The sequence below is a fragment of the Roseateles cavernae genome, assembly GCF_040187885.1.
Lineage (GTDB): Bacteria > Pseudomonadota > Gammaproteobacteria > Burkholderiales > Burkholderiaceae_C > Roseateles_E > Roseateles_E cavernae.
The window spans coordinates 15585-30638 of sequence record NZ_JBDPLH010000004.1 but is presented as its reverse complement, the minus strand read 5'-3'; the positions used below and the strand labels follow the sequence as shown (position 1 = coordinate 30638).

Here is a 15054-nt window from a genome sequence, read left to right as displayed (position 1 = left end):
CTAAACCTTTTTACCAGCTGTGAGTAGCCCCCGATGAGCACAACCGTCTATGAGCGTCTGAAGAACCTGGGCATCGAGCTGCCGCCCGTGGCCGTGCCGGTGGCGGCCTATGTGCCCTATGTGCGCAGCGGCAACCTGGTGTTCCTGTCCGGCCATATCGCGAAAAAGGACGGCAAGCCCTGGGTCGGCAAGCTCGGTCTGGACACCGACACCGCCACCGGCAAGGCGGCCGCCCGCGCCATCGCGATCGACCTGATGGGCACGCTGCAGGCGGCCGTCGGCGATCTGAACAAGATCACCCGCATCGTCAAGCTGATGAGCCTGGTCAACAGCACGCTGGAGTTCACCGAGCAGCATCTGGTGACCAATGGCGCCTCCGAGCTGCTGGCCGAAGTCTTCGGCGAGCGCGGCGCCCATGCGCGCAGCGCTTTCGGTGTGGCCCAGAACCCGATGGGGGCCTGCGTCGAGATCGATCTGGTGGTGGAAGTGGACGCGGACTGATCGATGTTCCTGACCGCCTCGAAACTGCCGGCGCGCGTGCTGGCCTTTGTCTGCCTGGCCAGCTTCGGCGGTGTCGCGATCGCGCTGATCGCCCAGCATGGCTTCAACGTCAAGCCCTGCCCCTGGTGCGTGATGCAGCGGGCCCTCTTCCTGCTGTTAGGCGCGGTGGCCGGCCTGGGCTGGCTGCTCAAGGGCAGCGCTGTGCTGCGCAAGCTCTCGCTGGGCGCGGTGCTGCTGCTGTCGCTGGCCGGCCTGGCCTCGGCCTACTACCAGCACGATGTGGCCTCCAAGCTGGCCTCCTGCGACATGACCCTGGCCGACCGGGTCGTCACCGCGCTGGACCTGGAGACGCTGTGGCCCGATGTCTTCATGATCACCGCCTCCTGCGCCGAGGCCGCCGCCTACCGCCTGTTGGGTCTGCCTTACGAACTCTGGAGCGGGCTGCTGTTCGCCGTGATCTTCGTGGCCGGCGTGCTGGCATTGCGGCGACGCTGAGTCGGCGCCGCGCCTAGGGCCTCAGGCCGGCTGCGGCTGCAGCTGCAAGGCGCACCAGGCCCCGTCGACCAGGGCATACAAGGCCCGCACCGCGCGCGGCTTGGGGCCCACGGGCCGGCTCAGCCGCGCGGCACAGAGCTGGGCCGCGCGCCGCAGCGCGGACACCTTGGGACGGTTGCCACGGCAGTGCTCGCGCGCCACCACCAGGCCGGCGTCCTGAAGTGTCGACCCGTCGGCGAACTCGACGCGGGCACGCACGACGATGCTGGCGGGCGTGCTCAGCAGCAGATCCACATCGAGCGCCGGCTCGGCCTCGGAGCGATGGGGGCTGTTCATGATCCTGTTCATGCAGCGATGCTAGACAGGCCACGCCCCTGCCCCTGTCGGGCCACGGCGCGGCTGCGTGTAGGACAAGGCCGCATTGCCCGGGCGAGCCGGCGTCCTACAAGGCCAGGCGTCGCCCGCCGATGCCCGCCGTGCCGGGCCGGGCCTAGAGTCGACCCATTCCAAGCCACGCCAAGGACTCGACATGATCAAGTGGGCCCTCATCTTCGCCCTGATCTCGGTGATCGCCGGGGTACTGGGTTTCAGCGGCATCGCCGCCGGCGCCGCCGGCATTGCCAAGCTGCTGTTCTTCGTCTTCCTGCTGATCTTCGTGGTGCTGCTGGTGCTGGCAATGCTGGGCGTCGGCGCGCTGCGCAAATAGACGCCAGCACTCGAGGAGCTTTGCATGCATCCCCGGCCAGGCCCGCGCATCACCGTGCTGCTTGCGGGCCTGGCACTGGGTCTGAGTCTGGCGTTCAGCGGCTGCGCTACCCGGGCCCTGCCTTCGCGTGCCGACGCGCCGCCGCAAGCCGCCAAGGCCGGCCAGGTCGCGGCCCGGCTGACGGTCAGCGGCCAGCGTGGGCGTCTCGGCCAGGCCCAGCGCGAGGCGGTGCTGCGAAAGATCGGCAGTCAGGGCAGCGCCTCGCTGCTGCACCGCCATCTGGCCGCGCAGACCGCCGTCGATGACAATGTCCATCTGCATGCGGGCAATGAGGCCCGGCTGCTGCTCGATGGGCCGGCCGCCTTCGCCGCCATGTTCGAGGCCATCGAGCGGGCCCGCTACAGCATCCTGCTGGAGAGCTATATCGTCGAGCACGACGGGGTGGCCCAGCAACTGGCCGCGCTGCTCAAGCGCAAGCGCGCGCAAGGCGTGCAGATCGCCGTGATCTACGACGCACTGGGTTCGATAGGCACCGACCCTGCCTTCTTCGATGCGCTGCGCGAGGCCGGCATCGCGGTCTGCGCCTTCAACCCGGTCAACCCTCTACAGCGCCCGGGCTACTGGGACATCACGCACCGCGACCACCGCAAGATCCTGGTGATCGACCGCGACGTCGGCTTCACCGGCGGCATCAATATCAGCGCGGTCTATTCATCAGGCTCATCAGGTTCATCGGGTTCATCAGGCTCGTTCGGCCGCAAGCACAGCGACCATGCCAAGGAGCGGGGCTGGCGCGACACCCAGATCCGCTTGCGCGGCAGCGCGGTGCCGGCGCTCGATGACTTGGTGCGCAGCACCTGGGTGGCCCAGGGTTGCAAGGAGGCGCTGCCGGCGCTGATGCCGACGCAGGCCGCCGCCGCTGGCGAGCAATTGCTGCGGGTGATCCCGTCCACGCCCGACGACGAGTTCAACAAGATCTACGTGATGCTGTTGACCGCGATCGACAGCGCGCAGCGCAGCGTCTATCTGACGATGGCCTATTTCGCGCCGGGCGAGGACATGGTGGCGGCGCTCAGCGATGCGGCGCGACGCGGTGTCGATGTCCATCTGCTGCTGCCCTCGGTCAGCGACTTCGCGCCGGTGCTGCACGCCGGGCGTGGCTATTACGAGCGGCTGCTGGAGGCCGGGGTCAAGATTCATGAGTTGCAGGACGCGGTGCTGCATGCCAAGACGGCGGTGATCGACGGCGTGGTCTCGACCGTGGGCTCCAGCAATATGGACTGGCGCAGCTTCACCGGCAATAACGAGGTCAATGCCGTCGTGTTTGGCGAGGACTTCGGCGACGCGATGACCGGCATGTTCCGCCGCGACCTGGCCGCTGCCCAGGCCATCGAGCTGCAAGCCTGGCGGTCCCGGCCGCTGTGGCAGCGCGCCCGCGAGATGCTGGCGCAGTGGTTCGAGCGCTGGTGGTGACAGCACGGGGGTAATGGGCCTGGTCCTACACGCCCAGTCGCCCTTCTCCGATGGCCCGGTCGGGGCGGTCTTTCTAGACTGAAGCCATCGGATCAGGGACACCCAGCAAGTCGTTCCGGCCGACCGCCCTCCTCTGAAACAGACCGAAAGGATTCACCATGAACTGGGACCGCATCGAAGGCAACTGGAAGCAAGTCACGGGCAAGGTCCGTGAGCAATGGGGCAAGCTCAGCGACGACGATCTCGACGTCGTCGCTGGCCGCCGCGAACAGCTCAGCGGCAAGATCCAGGAGCGCTACGGCATCGCCAAGGACGAGGCCGAGAAACAGCTCGCCAGCTGGGAGCGCGGCGTCAATGACAGCTGGTTCAAGTGAGCCCTGATCGCACCCGCACAGCCCCGACCGCAAACCGCAAGGAGAACTCCATGAACGAAAGCACCACAGCGCTGGGCAGCAATGCCGGCCATAGCGTCGAACAAGCGGCCGCCCTGGCCGCCAGCAAGGCCGAGGAGGCGCTGCGCAGCACCCAGCGCGCCAGCAACGGCGCCCTCGACCATCTGCAGGGCCGAGTCCATGAGCTGGGCCAGACCGTGCCCGGCGCGCTGGGCAATGCGGTCAGCCATGCCGAGGAGCTGGCGCGCCGTGGCCTGGAGAAGGCACGCCTGGCGAGCGCCGAGGTGCGCGATCAGGTCAGCCGCGGCAGCGAGCGCTCGGTCGCCTATATCCGCGATGAGCCGGTCAAGTCCGTGCTGATGGCCGTGGCGGCCGGTGCGGCGCTGGCCGTGATCGCCGGCTGGGCCAGCCGTTCGCGCAGCCATCACTGAGCGCGCGGCGGGGGCCACCGGCGATGATTCATCCCTTGATTGGCTTGGTGGCCACCCGGCCGGAGCTGCTGTCCGAGCATCTGGGCGCCTATGCCCAGCTGGCCACGGCGGAGAGCCTGGCAGCGCTCGCGCAGCTGCGCCGGCGCAGCCTCTGGGCCGCCGCGCTGTTCGCCAGCCTGGTGCTGGGCCTGGGCCTGGGCGGCGGGGCGTTGATGCTGCTGGCGGTCGTGCCGCTGGCCGAGATGCCGATGCCGGCCTTGCTGGCCGGCGTCGCCGCCACCCCGTGGCTGGCGGCCGGCCTGTGCTTCTTGATGCTGCAGGGCCAGCCACCGTCCCGGCTGTTTCCGCTGCTGCGCCAGCAGTTGCAGCTGGACGGTGTGGTGTTGCAGGAAGCGGGTAAGCCATCATGAGCGCCGAGATCGCGCTGCAAAGGCTGGCGGACTCGCGCCTGCGCTTGCGCCAGGCCATGGGCGGCGACCGCCGCGACGCCGAGCAAGCCAGGCAGGATGCCGGCCGCCCGCTGCCCCGGCTGAGCGCGCTGTGGCGCTGCTGGCGGCGCCGCCTGCGCCACTCTCCGCTGGCGGATGCGGCACTGAGCGGCCTTCAGGCCGTCTGGCAGCATCATCCCTGGCGCCGTCCCGCGGAGGCCGCGTGGCTGCAGGCGCAGGGTGCGCTGCTGCCCACCGTGCGGCGCTACCCGCTGCTGACGGTCGGCGTGCTCGCGCTGGGCGGTGCCGCCTTCGTGGCCAGCAAGCCCTGGCGCTGGGGCTTGCTCAGGCAGCGGCTCGGCCCGCGCCCGCTCGGCGCCTGGCTGTGGACGCAGCTGCGCCTGCTGCCGCTCGAAGCCCTGGTGGCGCAGTGGCTGCTGATGCGCAAGCCCAGCGATAGCGCCGCACCGCCGCCTCGCTGAGCCTGCGCTTGCGGGGCGACAAAGCCTGCGCGGGATCAAGCCGCCCGCGCCCGCGATGCCCTAGGCTTGCCGCCCATGATGAGCAAGCCCTGTGCAGCAAACAAGCCCGTCCTGATCGTCGGCGCCGGCCCGGTGGGCCTGTCGCTGGCCTGTCTGCTGGCCGATGCCGGCATTGCCAGCCGCGTGCTGGAAGCGAAGCCGCTGGCCACGCTGGCGGCCCCGGCCGAGGACGGCCGCGAGATCGCGCTGACCCAGCGCAGCATCGCGCTGCTGCAGCGCCTCGGCGCCTGGCAAGACCTGACCCCTGAGGAGACATCGCCGCTGCGTCGCGCCCGCGTCTTCAATGGCCGGCAGGCCGCCTCGCTGCTGTTCGAGGCCGGCGAGGCGGCGCTCGGCACGCTGGTGCCCAACGATGCGCTGCGCCGTATCGCCCACGCCGGCGCGCTGCGCCGCAGCGCACTGATCACACTGCACGGCGAGGCGTCCGTGACCGCACTGGCGCTTGACGGCATGGCCGCCACGGTGAGCTTGGCCGATGGCCAGCGCCTGCAAGGCCCGCTGCTGGTGGCCGCCGACAGCCGCTTCTCGACCCTGCGCCGTCTGGCCGGCATCCCCTGCGAGCTGCTGGACTTCGGCCGCAGCGTGCAGCTGGCGCGCATCGAGCATCAGCGGCCGCACCAGGACCAGGCGCTGGAGTGTTTCCACCATGGCCACACCATGGCCTGGCTGCCGCTGGGCGGCCGCTCGCCCTGCTTGAGCTCCCTGGTGCTGACCCTGCCGGCCGATCTGGCCGAGACCCTGCGTGGCTGGGAGGACTCGCGCTGGCTGGACTGGGTCCAGACCCATGCCCAGGACCGTCTGGGCGTGCTGCGGCTGGCCGGGCCGCGCCACCAGTACCCGCTGGTGGCCAGCTATGCGCGGCACTTCGCCGCACAGCGCTTCGCCCTGGTCGGCGACGCGGCGGTGGGCATGCATCCGGTCACTGCCCATGGCTACAACTTCGGCCTCTACGGCGCCGAACGCCTGGCCGAGGCCTTGCGGCGCGAGGGCGTGGCCGAACCCGCCGCCGCGCTGGCCCGCTATGCCGAGGGCCACCGGCGCGAGACCCGGCTGATCTACCAGGGCACCAATGCCCTGGTGCGCCTGTTCACCGCCGAGGCCATGCCGGCCCGGCTGCTGCGCCGCGGCGTGCTGGACATCGCCCAGCGCCTGCCGCCGCTGAAGCAGCTGATCACCGCGCGGCTGACCGAGCGCGCCGGGCTCACGGGCTCTCAGGCGCTGAAGAAGCCCAGATCGCGCTCGCTGTAGTTGGCGATCTGCGGCAGCAGGCGCGGCAGCTCGCTGGCGGACACGCCCATCCAGCTGGCCAGCGTGGCGGCCAGCTGGTCGACCGAGCGGGTCGGCAGCAGCCGGCCCTGGCCGACATCGTCGGGCCCGTTGATCGCCACCACCGGGGCCTGGCCCCAGCAACGCCCGCCCCTGACCGCGCCGCCCAGCACGAAGTGATGGCTGCCCCAGCCATGGTCGGAGCCGTCGCCATTGCTGGTCAGCGTGCGGCCGAAGTCCGAGGCGGTAAAGCTGGTCACCTGCTCGGCCACGCCCAGCTCGGCGGTGGCGGCATAGAAGCTGGCCAGCGCATCGCTGACGCGGCCCAGCAGCAGCGGGTGCTGGGTCGGCAGGAAATCATGGTTGTCAAAGCCGCCCAGCGAGACGAAAAAGACCTGGCGGCTGACCCCCAGGCTGGCGCGCGCGGCGATCAGCCTGGCCACCATCTGCAGTTGCACGGCCAGGCTGTTGGCGGCATCGAAGGGGGTCGCCAGCGCCGGCAGGCTGCTCAGCGCACCGGCAACGATGGACTGGGCATTGACCGAGCGGGCCACGACGCGGTTGAGCTCCTGCTCCATCCAGTGGCTGCGCTCGGCCGTGATCAGGCTGCGCAAGGCATCGGCGCAGGCCTGCGAGCCGTACAGCGGCTTGCTCACGCCATTGATCGCGACCGCGCCGCCGCTGGACATCTGGTATTGCACCGCCTGCTGGCCCGACATGAAGACCGCGTTGCCGGAGACATTGATGCAGGTGAAGGTGGCGTTGCCGTTGGCGGACAGGAACTGGTCGCCCAGGCGCCCGCCCCAGCCGCTGGTCGCGCCCTCGGGCATGCTGGACTGCCAGATGCTGGACTGGTCGTTGTGCGAGAACAGCTTGGGCGGCAGCGGCACGCTCTTGGCCTTGTACTGGGCCAGCGTGGTCGGCTGCACCAGGGTACCGACATTGAGCAGCAGGCCCAGCTTGCCGGCATCGAACAAGGCCTTCATCCGGCCGAGCTGCGGCGCGAGCGCCAGCTGGCGGCCATCGGTCAATGGGCTCAGCGCGGTGGCGGTGAGCTGATCGCGCGGCGTCGCGATGGTGCCGCGCAGGCTCTGGTAGGCCTGATGGCTGGCCGCGTCATAGGGCACGACGGTATTGGCCTGGTCGTTGCCGCCATGCAGGAAGACGCAGACCAGGGCCTTGTAGTCGCCCGGTGCGGTGGCCGCCGCCGCCTCGCCGATGCCGGCCAGGCTCAGCGCCCAGGGCGCGGCGGCGCCGGCCACGCCCAGGGCCGAGGCGCGACGCAGGAACTCGCGCCGTTGCAGTGGTTGGATCTTGCTGTGATGCATGGGGCCTGCCTACTTCTGGATCTGGTACTCGGGGCTGGCCATGACCAGCAGCACGGCGGCCTGCACCCGGCTGAGCTGGCGGGCCTCGGTGTCGACCTTCATCGTCGCCAGCGCGGTCGCGATGGTCGCCTTGGTCGCGGCGCTCAGGCCGTCTCCGGCCAGGCGCAACGCGACGCGCTCGACCAGGGCCGGCGCATCGGCGGCCAGCGCCAGTTCATCGGTATAGACCGGCTTGAGCTCGCCGATGCCATTGGCGACGACGCCTTGCATGAAGTTCAGGTAACCGGCCACCGTGCTCTCGTTGCAGAGCTGGAACTCCGGCGCGGTGATGCCCGCGCTGCCCAGCTGCGAGTTCGGCGGCACATAGCCGGGGCGGAAGAAATTGAACACCGAGGGACTGCGCAGCGGGCTCTGGCCCAGCCGCGTGGCCGGGTTGGAGGTGTCGCCGACATTCCACAGATCGGTCGGCGAGCTCAGGCCGAAGCTGCGGCCCCACTGGATGAAGCGCTGCAGCGGCTCGCGCAGCCGGCCGCTGGACGGCGCGCTGCCGACATGGCGGGCGTCCTCGTCCAGCAGCACGGCGGCGATCACCGCCTTCATATCGCCGCGCTGGCCCCTGCCGTTGTTGTTGAACACGCCGGCCACCCGCCGCACATAGGCCGGGCTGGGGTGCGAGCAGACCAGGCGCTGGATCAGCTGTCGGCCGATGAAGGGGCCGACATTGGCATGGTTGGCCAGGGTGTCGAGCGCGATCTTCAGCGCCGTCGGGCCGTCGGCCGTGGCGGGAATGTCAACCTGGAGCACCCGCTTGGCGCCGCTCGCAAAGCGGCCGGCGTTGTGGCTCATCGGCCGGCGCATGAAGCTCGGATCGGTCTCGCTGCGGCCGTCGAAATCCCAGCCGGTGAAGACCCGCGCCAGCTCGGTGATATCGGCCAGCGTGTAGCTCTCCTTGGGCTGGCCGCCGGCGCCCAGCACCGGTGTGCCGTCGAGGTTGAGCTCGTGCAGGCCTATCGTGAACAGCTGCATCACCTCGCGCGCATAGTTTTCGTCCGGTGCGCTGCCCTTGCCGTCCTCCTTCTTGTTGCCGCGCATATTCAGGTAGACGCCCATGCCGCAGGACAGGGTCACGCCCTCCAGCAGATCGCGAAAGGAACCGAAGGCACGCTGCTCCAGCATGTCCACATAGGCGGCCGCGGCGAAGTTGCCCCAGGCCACCGGCAGGCCCGTCATCGAGACCACAAAGATCTCGCTGAGCGCCATCACGACACGCTGGCGCAGCGCATCGGGCGAGGACAGCCATTTGCGCCACAGGCTGTTGTCGACACCGCTCAGGCTGTGCTTGAAATTCTCGGCGCCATAGCCCTTGGCCAGCAACCAGTCGACGTGCGAGCTGCTGCCGCCGACCCCGAACTGCTGCTCCAGCCAGGCGGCATAGCCGGCCGACTTGACGCTGGCGATGTCGGCCATGCTGGCGGCGAAGCCAGCCTGGGCAAGAAAGCGCGCCGCAGCGGCATCGGTGATCGGCGCCTGGACCGGCGCCGGCGCCGAGCCCGGCTGTGCCGTGGGACCGTCGGCCTCGCCGCCGCTGCCACCACCGCCACAGGCGCTCAAGGCCGTGGCGGCGCCCAGCAGGCTCAGGCTTTGTGGGGGCAGCGCGACGCGCTGCGCGGGCGCTACGGGGGTGGGCTCGGCAACAATCGTGCTCATGCGGGCTCTCGCTAGGATTCGAGGGCGCAATCTAAGGGAGCGACGGCTCCCGCCCGGTAACGAGCCTCCCGGCTTTGCAAGAGGGCGTAAGACCCGGGTCATAGTTCACGCTGGAGCCCGCATTGCACGCCCGAACCAGCTGCGGCGATGCATGAAAAAGGGCCGCGATCAGCGGCCCTGTAACGATGCGCAAGCGACGATCAGCGCAGCGGCACGCCGGTCTTGCTCTGCACGAACTCCCGCGTCACGCCCTCGGCCAGCTCGACCAGCTTCAGGCCCTCGGGCGTCACATCCATCACGCCCAGGTCGGTGATGATGCGGTTGACCACACCCACGCCGGTCAGCGGCAGCGTGCACTTGGGGATGATCTTCAGGTCCTCGCTGCCGTCCTTCTTCTTCGCGACATGCTCCATCAGCACGATCACGCGCTTGACGCCGGCCACCAGGTCCATCGCGCCGCCCATGCCCTTGACCATCTTGCCGGGGATCATCCAGTTGGCCAGATCGCCGTGCTCGCTGACCTGCATCGCGCCAAGGATGGACAGATTGATCTTGCCGCCACGGATCATCGCGAAGCTGTCATGGCTGCCGAAGATTGACGAGCCCTTGATGGTCGTGACGGTCTGCTTGCCGGCATTGATCAGGTCGGCGTCGACCTCGTCCTCGGTTGGGAAGGGGCCGATGCCCAGCATGCCGTTCTCGCTCTGCAGCCAGACTTCCTTGTCCGCCGGCACGAAATTGGCCACCAGCGTGGGAATGCCTATGCCCAGGTTCACATAGAAGCCGTCTTCGAGTTCCTGCGCCGCGCGGGCCGCCATTTGGTCTTGTGTCCAGGCCATCTCAGTTCCCCTTGACCGTCAGAGTCTTCTTCTCAATGCGCTTCTCGGGATGCGCATTGACCACGATGCGGTGCACATAGATGCCCGGCAGATGCACCTCGTCCGGATCGATCGCGCCGGTCTCGACCAGCTGCTCGACCTCGACCACGGTGATCTTGCCGGCCATCGCGGCGGCCGGATTGAAGTTGCGCGCGGTGCGGCGGAACACCAGATTGCCGCTCTTGTCGGCCTTGTAGGCCTTGACCAGGGCCACATCCGGATTCAGCGCATGCTCCATCACATAGGTCTGGCCGTCGAACTCGCGCAGCTCCTTGCCCTCGGCGACGATGGTGCCGACGCCGGTGCGGGTGAAGAAGGCCGGGATGCCGGCACCGCCGGCGCGCAGTTTCTCGGCCAGCGTGCCTTGCGGCGTGAACTCCAGCTCCAGCTCGCCCGCCAGGTACTGGCGCTCGAACTCCTTGTTCTCGCCCACATAGCTGGAGATCATGCGCTTGATCTGGCGCGTCTCCAGCAGCTGGCCGAGGCCGAAGCCGTCGACGCCGGCATTGTTGGAGATCACGGTCAGATTCCTGACCGCGCTGTCGCGCAGCGCCGCGATCAGCGCCTCGGGAATGCCGCACAGGCCGAAGCCGCCGACCGCCAGCAACTGGCCGTCCGCGACGATGCCCTGCAGCGCCTCGGCGGCGCTTGGGTAAAGCTTGTTCATGGGGAATGTCTCCGTCTTGGATCGAACGGGGAACAGCGTACTACCTAAGGCATTAGGTAGGGTTACGTAAATTCGCCTAAGGCCCACCCCTGTGGGTGACGAACAGCCTCGGCACCTGGGTCCGGCATACTGGCGGCCGCCATGAATCTAGCGCCCACTGCAAGCCAAGTCCTGTTCCTGTTCAGTGCCCTGGGCGCGGTGAACGGTGTTTTCCTGGCGATTTACCTGTGCACCCGAAGGTCTCAGGGCCGGTCGAATGTCTTCCTGGCTGCCTTGTTGCTGGCCATCAGCATTCGCACCGGAAAATCGGCCGTCTACTATTTTGATCCGGGGCTGGCATCGGGATTCATTCAGTTCGGCCTGTCGGCCTGTCTGTTGATTGGCCCGCTGACCTATCTGTATGTGCACTTTCACCTGGCCGAACTCAGGAAGCACGCGGCCCATCAGCGCTGGGCATGGCACATTCTGTTGCCACTGGGTTTTATCTGCTTGGGCCTGCTGTTTCCGAGGTCGCAATACCCCGAGGTCTGGCATCATGCGTTTCCGAGCCTGCATTATTACTGGCTCGCCTACCTGCTGATCGCCGGCTGGCAATTGTGGCAATCGCGCGGGCCGCTTTTCGCGGCCGACGGTGCTGAGGGTGCCGGCCCGCGCCAGAGGATTTTACTGCTGGGCGTCTACCTGAGCAGCAGCTTGATCCTGTTCGCCTATATGAGTGTGCCGTTCACCTCATACATTGTCGGCGCCCTGTCCTTCTCATTTTCCATCTGTGTCACGGTGATGACCTTTCTGCTGATCAAGGAAGAGCAGACAAGCCAGGTCACGCGCGAGAAGTATCAAAACAGAAAATTGGCAGATACGCAGGCTCAGCAGATACTGGCAGCGCTCAACCAGGCCATGCATGAGCAGCAACTCTACTTGAATCCGAATTTCAGCCTGGCCCTGCTGGCCCGCAAAACCGGGCACTCGCAGACCCTGGTTTCCCAGGTGCTCAATGACAATCTGAGCCAGAATTTCAATCACTATGTCAACGAGTTCCGCATCGTTTTCGCCAAGCACATCCTGCTCACCGAGCCGCGCCTGAGCATGGAGCAGGTGGCCGAACGCAGCGGCTTCAATTCAAGCTCCACTTTTTTTGCGGCTTTCAAGAAGATGGCTGGCCAGACACCGGCCAGCTATCGCAACGAGGCTGCGCTGAAATCCTCCTGATCGGCCCGCGCCGCCCCGGCGCCTTCGCTACGGAATCATGTATCCGGAGTTCGGATTCATGATCGCAGAGCCGCCCGCCCCCTGCCTGCCCTAGATTGCTCCCTGGCCCGATCTGTCACCTGCACGACGCATGGACGGATCGGAGGCTGAACAGGCGACTTTCGCCAACACTGTCTACATATCTAGGGCGATATATGAATCAAAACAATCTGCTGGGCAGTTTCTCGAAGATTCTCGGGCTTTTGCTGTGCCTGGGTGCTGCGGGTGCCGGGCTGGCGCAGAACAAGACCGACACCGAGCAGGTCCACGACACCTTGCTTGACTATATGGAAGGGGTGGCCGATGGGCAGCCGGAGCGGCTCAGAAAAGCCTTCCACCCCGATTTCAAGCTGTACGCCACCACGCCGGAAAATAAACTGCTGATTCGCTCGGGCGAGCAGTACATCAAGGACGTCACCGCCTACGGAAAGATGAAGCGCATCGGGAGGATTGTTTCGACCGACATCGAAAACGATGTGGCCACGGCCAAGGTCGAGATTCTGGTGCCCGGCTCACGCCTCTTTACCGACTATTTTCAGCTGGTCAAATACGAGGGCAGCTGGAAAATCGTCAACAAGAGCTACACCTGGAAGGCGGCACCCAAGTCAGGCAAGAAGATCCTGTTCATCGCCTCCAACCAACACACTTACGGCAACACCAAGATCGATGCGGCCAACCATTTTTCCGAGATTGTCATCGCCTATGACATCTTTAAGAAGCATGGCTATGCGGTGGACTTTGTCAGCCCACAGGGCGGCGCGATTCCGATCGGCTATGTCGCGACCTCCAATCCGACGCAAAAGCAGTATCTGTACGACAGCGAGTTCATGAATCTGCTGAAGCACACCTTCAAGCCCGCGCAAATCAAGCCGGATGATTACCAGGCCGTCTACTACAGCGGCGGTGGGGCGGCGATGTTTGGCGTGGCCGACAACGCCGAGATTCAAGGCATCGCCGGCCGGGTATACAAGAATGGCGGCGTCATTTCTGCGGTCTGCCACGGCACCGCCGGCATCGTCAATTTGAAGGACGAGGCCGGTGTGTCATTGTTCTTGAACAAGAAGATCACCGGCTACCCGGACAGCTTTGAGAACAAGGAAGCGGCCTATTACAAGACCTTCCCTTTCTCCATCGATGCCAAAGTCAAGGAAAACGGCGGCGATCTGGTGCATGCAAAGACTTTCGGCAGCAACTTCTTCGTGGTCGATGGCCGATTCATCACCGGCCAGGATCCTTCATCAACAGCCTCCGTGGCCAACAAGGTCATCGAAGCGATTCAAACCCTGTGATTCAACGAGATGAACAGCATGAAATACTCGCTATCGCAGTTGTTCGGCATCGCCTGCCTGGCCCTCTTGCCCCAGTTGGCCAGCGCGCAGCTGGACCCCGCCGCGCAGGCGGCGGTGGATAGAGTCCTCGCCGATTTCAAGGACCCCAACCGCCCGGCCCTGGCTATTGCTGTCATCAGCAAAGGCAGCTTGATTTACCAGCAAGCCTTTGGCCAGGCCAGTCTGGAATACAAGGTGCCGGCCACCGTGGACACCCGCTTCCATGTCGACAAGCTGGCCTGGGAGGTGATTGCCTTTGCAATCCTGAAACTGGAGCAGGAGGGAAAAGTTTCCCTGAGTGATGACGTCAGAACCTATTTACCGGCACTGCCGGACTTCGGGAAACCCATCAGTATCAATCACCTCCTGAGTTCCACCGACGGGCTGCACAGCTATCGAATTCTCCACGCCTTGACCGGCGCCAAACCCACCGAAGCGGGTCAGAAAGCCGGCCTTCCCGACTACATCAAACGGCAGCGCCAGGCAAACTTCACGCCGGGCCAGGCCTACTCCAGCATTGCCGACACCCGGTTTCTTGTCTTGCAAAAGCTCGTCGAAGTGGTGACCGGGCAATCATTTGATGCGTATTGCAAGGAACAGCTCTTCGAGCCGCTGGGAATGAGCAACACCCTGTTTGCGAGCGCTGCGCCCTTGTCAAATCTGGCCACGCCCTATAGCGGTGACCCCAAGACGGGTTATAGCCCCAGCCACGGCGAGCGCGGCGCGGCAGCCTACGCAAGCCTCTACAGCTCCATTCGCGATATGGCGACCTGGAAGCGCCATGTCCTGTCGCACGGCCTTGCAAAGAAACTGCATGGGGCGCTACGGCTTGATGACGGCACACCCATTCGTAGCGCCTCCGGTGCCACCATCTATGGCCAGCAACACGAGGGTAAGGAAAGAGGCATTCCCAAGCAATTTCAAACCGGCAGCCATGGCGGCTATGCAAGCACCTCGATTCGCTTTCCGGAGCAGGACTTCTCGGTCATCGTGCTGAGTTCGGGGCTGGCCTATAACGGCGCCTATGGGATGCGCTTGGCATTCCTTTTTTTGGAGAAACACTTCACCGAGGCTGAAACCATCGATTTCACCAAGATTGAAGCCGCCAAACTGAGCGCCGCACAACTGCAGAATATCCAGGGCAGCTACTGGAGCCCTCTGGCAGCCCAGGCCACCAAGATCCATCTCAAGGACAATGTCCTGCACTACAGCAGGCCGGGGGCGGAATGGGAGATCCTGCCGCTGAGTGCGGCGCTGTTGCAGCTGAAGATTCCAAGCGATGACAAATTCCTGCTGCAATTGACCGAGGGGCGGGACGGCCGCCAGATGAAACTCAGCGTGACGGGCAGCGACCCGGTGGTTTTCAATGCTTACCAGCCAGCGAGTTACACGAAAGCCGAGCTGGCGCAATTCACCGGGACTTTCTTCAACAGGGATCTCAACACCATGATTGAACTGGTGGAGACAGACGGCGTGCTGACGGCCAGAAACCTGCATATCGGCACGGTGAATTTCGCACCGGTCCATGGCGACATCTTTACCGGCGACAAGAATTTCCTGAGCGGCCTGAAGTTCATTCGCACAGGCCATGCGGTCAGCAGCTTTCAGATCCTGGTCGATGGCGCGCGGAATCTGGAGTTCACAAAGCTGCGAAGCTGATGCCG

General features: G+C 65.9%; 17 protein-coding genes. 12 read left to right on the top strand and 5 right to left on the bottom strand.

The features are described from left to right. Positions 1 to 33: 33 nt before the first annotated feature. Positions 34 to 501 carry a RidA family protein gene (locus ABGI63_RS13615; RefSeq protein WP_266008615.1) on the top strand — a complete coding sequence of 156 codons (468 nt, stop codon included), beginning with the start codon at positions 34 to 36 and terminating at the stop codon, positions 499 to 501. Positions 502 to 504: 3 nt separating this feature from the next. Then, positions 505 to 996 (top strand): disulfide bond formation protein B, encoded by a 492-nt coding sequence (locus ABGI63_RS13610; RefSeq protein ID WP_349742933.1) that lies wholly within the window; start codon positions 505 to 507, stop codon positions 994 to 996. 21 nt (positions 997 to 1017) lie between these two features. Here the strand turns inward: ABGI63_RS13610 and ABGI63_RS13605 are convergent, their stop codons facing one another. Beyond that, a complete protein-coding gene (locus tag ABGI63_RS13605) occupies positions 1018 to 1332 on the bottom strand; it encodes a hypothetical protein (RefSeq protein WP_349742932.1) in 315 nt (104 codons plus the stop codon). Between the two features lie 193 nt (positions 1333 to 1525). On the opposite strand from ABGI63_RS13605, the gene ABGI63_RS13600 reads away from it, so the two are divergent. From ABGI63_RS13600 to ubiM, 7 genes are all read left to right on the top strand, one after another. Next, a complete protein-coding gene (locus tag ABGI63_RS13600; RefSeq protein ID WP_266008619.1) occupies positions 1526 to 1702 on the top strand; it encodes a DUF1328 family protein in 177 nt (58 codons plus the stop codon). A 24-nt stretch (positions 1703 to 1726) separates the two neighbouring features. Continuing rightward, complete coding sequence (locus ABGI63_RS13595) at positions 1727 to 3175, top strand: phospholipase D-like domain-containing protein (RefSeq protein WP_349742931.1); 1449 nt, start codon at positions 1727 to 1729, stop codon at positions 3173 to 3175. A gap of 158 nt (positions 3176 to 3333) precedes the next feature. After that, complete coding sequence (locus tag ABGI63_RS13590) at positions 3334 to 3549, top strand: CsbD family protein (RefSeq protein WP_349742930.1); 216 nt, start codon at positions 3334 to 3336, stop codon at positions 3547 to 3549. Positions 3550 to 3599: 50 nt separating this feature from the next. Further along, entirely contained in the window at positions 3600 to 3998 is a 399-nt protein-coding gene (locus tag ABGI63_RS13585) for a hypothetical protein (protein WP_349742929.1), read from the top strand. A gap of 23 nt (positions 3999 to 4021) precedes the next feature. Continuing rightward, on the top strand, positions 4022 to 4408 hold the full coding sequence (locus ABGI63_RS13580; RefSeq protein WP_349742928.1) for a hypothetical protein: 387 nt from the start codon (positions 4022 to 4024) through the stop codon (positions 4406 to 4408). Continuing rightward, positions 4405 to 4908: a hypothetical protein gene (locus ABGI63_RS13575; protein ID WP_349742927.1), complete on the top strand. Its 504-nt coding sequence runs from the start codon at positions 4405 to 4407 to the stop codon at positions 4906 to 4908. Before ABGI63_RS13580 ends, ABGI63_RS13575 begins: the two co-directional genes overlap by 4 nt. A 75-nt stretch (positions 4909 to 4983) precedes the next feature. Continuing rightward, a complete protein-coding gene (ubiM, locus tag ABGI63_RS13570; protein ID WP_349742926.1) occupies positions 4984 to 6216 on the top strand; it encodes a 5-demethoxyubiquinol-8 5-hydroxylase UbiM in 1233 nt (410 codons plus the stop codon). Here the strand turns inward: ubiM and ABGI63_RS13565 are convergent. The 4 genes from ABGI63_RS13565 to ABGI63_RS13550 form a co-directional block, all read right to left on the bottom strand. Further along, on the bottom strand, positions 6180 to 7562 hold the full coding sequence (locus ABGI63_RS13565; RefSeq protein ID WP_349742925.1) for a DUF1501 domain-containing protein: 1383 nt from the start codon (positions 7560 to 7562) through the stop codon (positions 6180 to 6182). The two genes, ubiM and ABGI63_RS13565, sit on opposite strands and share 37 nt — an antisense overlap. Before the next feature lie 9 nt (positions 7563 to 7571). Next, positions 7572 to 9269 (bottom strand): DUF1800 domain-containing protein, encoded by a 1698-nt coding sequence (locus ABGI63_RS13560; RefSeq protein ID WP_349742924.1) that lies wholly within the window; start codon positions 9267 to 9269, stop codon positions 7572 to 7574. A 200-nt stretch (positions 9270 to 9469) separates the two neighbouring features. Continuing rightward, positions 9470 to 10108, bottom strand: a complete 639-nt coding sequence (locus tag ABGI63_RS13555; RefSeq protein ID WP_137941974.1) for a CoA transferase subunit B — start codon at positions 10106 to 10108, stop codon at positions 9470 to 9472. A gap of 1 nt (position 10109) precedes the next feature. Continuing rightward, positions 10110 to 10814 (bottom strand): CoA transferase subunit A, encoded by a 705-nt coding sequence (locus ABGI63_RS13550; RefSeq protein WP_349742923.1) that lies wholly within the window; start codon positions 10812 to 10814, stop codon positions 10110 to 10112. A 141-nt stretch (positions 10815 to 10955) separates the two neighbouring features. Here ABGI63_RS13550 and ABGI63_RS13545 point away from each other — a divergent pair, with 141 nt between their 5' ends. From ABGI63_RS13545 to ABGI63_RS13535, 3 genes are all read left to right on the top strand, one after another. Further along, a complete protein-coding gene (locus ABGI63_RS13545) occupies positions 10956 to 12023 on the top strand; it encodes a helix-turn-helix domain-containing protein (RefSeq protein WP_349742922.1) in 1068 nt (355 codons plus the stop codon). A 194-nt stretch (positions 12024 to 12217) separates the two neighbouring features. After that, positions 12218 to 13351, top strand: coding sequence for a nuclear transport factor 2 family protein (locus tag ABGI63_RS13540; protein ID WP_349742921.1), 1134 nt, complete (start codon positions 12218 to 12220; stop codon positions 13349 to 13351). A 9-nt stretch (positions 13352 to 13360) separates the two neighbouring features. Further along, entirely contained in the window at positions 13361 to 15049 is a 1689-nt protein-coding gene (locus ABGI63_RS13535; protein ID WP_349742920.1) for a serine hydrolase domain-containing protein, read from the top strand. Positions 15050 to 15054 lie beyond the last annotated feature (5 nt).